The organism is Nostoc sp. CCY0012 (assembly GCF_963920855.1).
GTDB lineage: Bacteria > Cyanobacteriota > Cyanobacteriia > Cyanobacteriales > Nostocaceae > Cyanocohniella.
Map to the genome: position 1 here is coordinate 1 of NZ_CAWUDM010000201.1, position 4,419 is coordinate 4,419.

Here is a 4,419-nt window from a genome sequence, read left to right on the forward strand (position 1 = left end):
CCCCATCTCCCCACTCCCCACTCCCCACTCCCTACACATATTAAAAAATGGCAAACACTTGGTGGGAACTACAGATTTTATGTGAACCCGCGCTAGAAGATTCAGTCTTTTGGCGACTGGAGGATTTTGGCAGCCGTGGTACAGCGATGGAAACTAAAGGTAATTCCTGTGTCGTCAAAGCATACCTACCAAGCTTTCAAGCACAGCTACTAGATTTGGCGGCGCTGTCGCTGTGGTTGCGTCAAGATGCTTTGTGTATCGGATCGTCTGTTCCTACCCTGCATTGGGGATTAATTGACGAGGAAGATTGGTCTACTAGCTGGAAACAACATTGGCAACCTGAAGAAATAGGCGATCGCTTCTTGATCAACCCTGCATGGCTACCCTTGCCAGAATCATCAGAACGGTTAGTAATTCGCCTTGATCCTGGGGTAGCATTTGGTACAGGCAACCATGCTACAACTCAATTGTGTTTGGAATCTTTAGAAATGCGGCTGAGTCAGCTACCTCAGTCTTTTGTCGATACAACTAACAAACAAGAACCTGTAGTAATTGCGGATATTGGTTGTGGTTCCGGTATCCTTTCCATTGGCGCAGTACTACTGGGAGCCGAGAAAGTTTATGCTGTGGATACTGACCCTTTAGCAGTACAATCTACTTTTAGCAATCGCGCCCTCAACGAAATTAGCCCAGAACGTTTAATCCCCGCAGAAGGTAGTGTAGACATGGTGACGAGACTGGTAGAAAAACCAGTAGATGGTATCGTCTGTAACATTTTAGCCGATGTGATTATTCAATTAATTCCCGAAATGAGTGCGATCGCCAAACCCAGCACTTGGGCAATTTTTAGCGGTATCTTACTAGAACAATCCAAAGCTGTTGCTGATGCTTTAGAGCAAAATGGTTGGGTGGTGGCTACTTTGTGGAAACGCAAAGAATGGTGTTGCTTGAATGCACGGCGTTCTTGAGTTTAATCAATAACCCTTTAAAAATTTGAAGTTAATCCCACACGAAAAGTAAACCCAGGACTATAAATACGATTTACTCGCTCGTATTGTTCACCGAGTAAGTTTTCTAAATAAACAGTCAGTCCTAAATTACTAGTTACAGGAATCCGACCACTCAAATCTAAATTTAGAAAAGATGGGACGAAATCTCTGCTTGTTTCCCCTGGTGCATTAAAAAAGGCTCGACGCATACCACTGTTATAAGTGACATACAAATTAGCTTGCCAGCCTGAATTTTGATAACCAATACCACCTTGAGCTACAGAATAAGGAATAAAACCTAACTGTAAACCTTGTTCTGCTCCTGTTTTGATTTTGGCATCTGTATATGTATAGTTGAGAAAAGTTGACCAGCCAGGGGTAATTTGATATCGCAATGCGGCTTCTAAACCATTGGTATTTACTAACCCAATGTTTTCCCATCTACCCGCTATAATCCCTAAGCGATTATCTAAACTACTACCAAAGTAAGTAAATTGCCCAATCACATTATTTGTGAGTCTGACATCTACTCCCGCAGTCCAAGATGAGCCTGTTTCTGGTGTTAAATCAGGATTTGGTTCCCAACCATGAACTGTATCATAAACATATAATTGATCTAATCCAGGATTGCGCTGTCCACCTGCCCAACTACCACGCACAGCTACTGCTGGTGTGAGGGCATAACGTAAGCCAGCGCTAGGGTTCAAATAATTGCCAAATTCCCCATCAAAGCTGTGTCTTAGACCTAAGTCTATCTGAAAATCGTTGCTAATATTTAAAGTATTAACAGCAAATAAAGCTGTGTTTAAGACATTTCTATTTTCAGTTCCATTATTAATAATTCTGTCAGGTCTGGTACTGAAAGTATCTCCAGTTAAATTGCTATTTTGTAAATCTAATCCCCAGCGTAATTTATAGTTGGGGGATAATTGCCAATCATGATCTACCCTAGCTGTAATTTGTTGAGTATCTAAAACACCTGTGCGGTTAAATTCTTGTCCAGCAAAAACTGTAGGGCCATAAGTGCTGAAGTAATCTTGGTTATAACCGAGTGTGGTTGTAAGATTTGAGCTTTCTCCCTCACCTAATCTAGTTTTCCAAGATAAGCCGACGTTAAAGCCATCATGGTCTAATCTATCTCTTTGGAGAGGGAAACCAAAATAAACTAAACCTCTACGACTGCTGAGTTTTTTAATATCTAAATTTAAGGAATTTTTACTATCTAAATCTAAACCTATGCTGCCAAAATAAGTACTGGTAGCTGTGTCTGCATTCGCCAAAAATCCTTGAGCATCACGATTGGCTGCACCAACGGGGACGCGATAACGGTTATCTATAAAGAATCTTTCAAAGCTGAAGTTATATCTAGCATCACCAACTGAGCCACCATAACTTACTTGTTGATTATTTAAGCTCAATGAGCCAAATTCTGCACTTCCAGTTAATCTAGGTTGACCATAGCCTTCTTTGGTGATGATATTCACAACTCCGCCAAAGGCTGATGAACCATATAAGGCGGAGGTGACACCACTATATAATTCCACGCGTTCAATGGCTTCAACGGGAATACTATTTAAGTCGGTTCCACCATGATACGTGTTGACATTATTATTAATTGGTCTGCCATTAATCAGAAATACAGACTGATTAATTGACGCACCTCGGTAGTATGTTCCTGTGTGAATATCTGCACCATGACCGACATCATTAATGGCGAAACCGGGCATTCTTTTTAAAACATCAGCTACACTTGTTGCACCCTGTTTTTGAATTTCTTCTTGATCAATTACGTAAACAGGCGTAGACTCAGGCAAAGAATTTTGTTCTCCAGTTACTTCTATAAAAATATCTACATCTTCGTTATCAGTTAGTTCTACTTCTGGTTGTGTTTCCGAGTTGACTTCAATGGGGATAGATTGTTGAGTTAATAATTCTGCATTAGTGGCTGGTAATTCGATTTCACTTAAGTTAAAAATAATTGAGTTTATCTGCTCTGTTTCAGCAGCGAAGGTGGGAAAATTAACTAATAAACTTGGTACAGCAACAGGTAGTAGAAAAAAATGCTTGTTCACTTAGTTTTCTTAACTTAGGTAAAAATTACTAAGTAGTATTCTTGCTGTAACAACAAAATGGTGTCAAAAGACGTGCTGTCGTAGTAAATGCGAATGGGTAGAGGAAGATTACCTCTACCCTAACCGCGCTACTACATTTATTTTGCTATCTCCAAAGTGATGGAAGAGGGCTGTAAACTAGGTTTCTAGGCTGAGGGCAAAGAAGGACTAAAGTCCTTACTACGAACTTTCTTATCCGTTAAATGTTTAAATCGCGCATGGCTAAACGAATTTGTTCCATCCGCCTGCGGTTGACACCGAGATCAGATTCTCCTATGCGAGATGCTGAACGCAGATGAATTACTGACTCATCGGTAGGTAAATAAAATTCTACATCATCTACGAATTTGAAGATGCGGCTTTTAGAAAGAGCATGAATGTAATTATCTGTTTGTTCGATAACTTCTGTACGGGGAACAACGGTGAGAACTTTCAGTAAGGTTTCCCGTGCTGTATCTCGATCTACATGATAGGCGATCGCGTCAATGGCGTGTTTAGAATCAGCATTTTGGCTGACAACACAGTTGGGGGAAGCGGGACAAGCACTCAGATGACCTTGAGTAATTCCTAACCCAGAAGCAGCAGCCCAAGTAGCAGCAGGAAAGATTAAACTACTAATAAGTGTCAGAAATATGACAAAAGTGATACTCCGCAAGAATCGCGGCGTGAAAGCTTTTAGTATACGGGACATGATCAATTTACGGTTGGAATAGTACTCAATTATTTTCGGTCATTTCTGATCAGATTTCCCGTCATGGATGATTGTCACCTCAGCGATCGCCTAAAAATTAAGTCACAATAGTGATAGGCAATCATAGAGGGTAAGACTATGCTTCGTCTAACTCAAATTATACGCAACTTGTATCTTCGCCTTGAAGGCTGGTTGGGTGTTGTATTCAAAAACATACTTGGTGTGATCAGAAATGTCTTAGGTTTTTTTGCTAGGCTTTTCGGATTTACCAAGGCTGAGTACTTCCTAGAATCTGATGAATCCACGGGGATAAATCGAAATACAGTAAAAGAACCAAAAGAATCAGAACAAAATAAAACTCCTGAAACCCCGACTCCAAACCGCCGTCGTCCTAAAGGCAAAATGGATGACTACTACCTGAATATGGCTCGTGATGTGAAAAAAAGCTAAATTAACGTGCGCCTCCGTTGGAGAGTAATGTTAAATTGTGGGTGCAATATCGCCCATGAATATATAATAAAACTCCACTTTAATCGGTGGGGTTGTTTTTTCTGAAGTCTGCTGACTTTGTTAAACTCACATTCCGCACCCTTAACTGTCACAATCGGTTATTACGGAAGTTGAGTCA

General features: G+C 40.6%; 4 protein-coding genes. 2 read left to right on the forward strand and 2 right to left on the reverse strand.

The window, feature by feature from the left end; translation table 11 throughout:
- Window positions 1–47 precede the first annotated feature (47 nt).
- Complete coding sequence (gene prmA, locus ACM0OS_RS28455) at window positions 48–968, forward strand: 50S ribosomal protein L11 methyltransferase (protein ID WP_414546532.1); 921 nt, start codon at window positions 48–50, stop codon at window positions 966–968.
- Between the two features lie 17 nt (window positions 969–985).
- Here the strand turns inward: prmA and ACM0OS_RS28460 are convergent, their stop codons facing one another.
- Window positions 986–3,061 carry a TonB-dependent receptor plug domain-containing protein gene (locus tag ACM0OS_RS28460; RefSeq protein WP_414546533.1) on the reverse strand — a complete coding sequence of 692 codons (2,076 nt, stop codon included), beginning with the start codon at window positions 3,059–3,061 and terminating at the stop codon, window positions 986–988.
- Window positions 3,062–3,299: 238 nt separating this feature from the next.
- Window positions 3,300–3,791 carry a DUF1499 domain-containing protein gene (locus ACM0OS_RS28465; RefSeq protein WP_414546534.1) on the reverse strand — a complete coding sequence of 164 codons (492 nt, stop codon included), beginning with the start codon at window positions 3,789–3,791 and terminating at the stop codon, window positions 3,300–3,302.
- Window positions 3,792–3,929: 138 nt separating this feature from the next.
- On the opposite strand from ACM0OS_RS28465, the gene ACM0OS_RS28470 reads away from it, so the two are divergent.
- Window positions 3,930–4,241 carry a threonine dehydratase gene (locus ACM0OS_RS28470; RefSeq protein ID WP_414546535.1) on the forward strand — a complete coding sequence of 104 codons (312 nt, stop codon included), beginning with the start codon at window positions 3,930–3,932 and terminating at the stop codon, window positions 4,239–4,241.
- Window positions 4,242–4,419 lie beyond the last annotated feature (178 nt).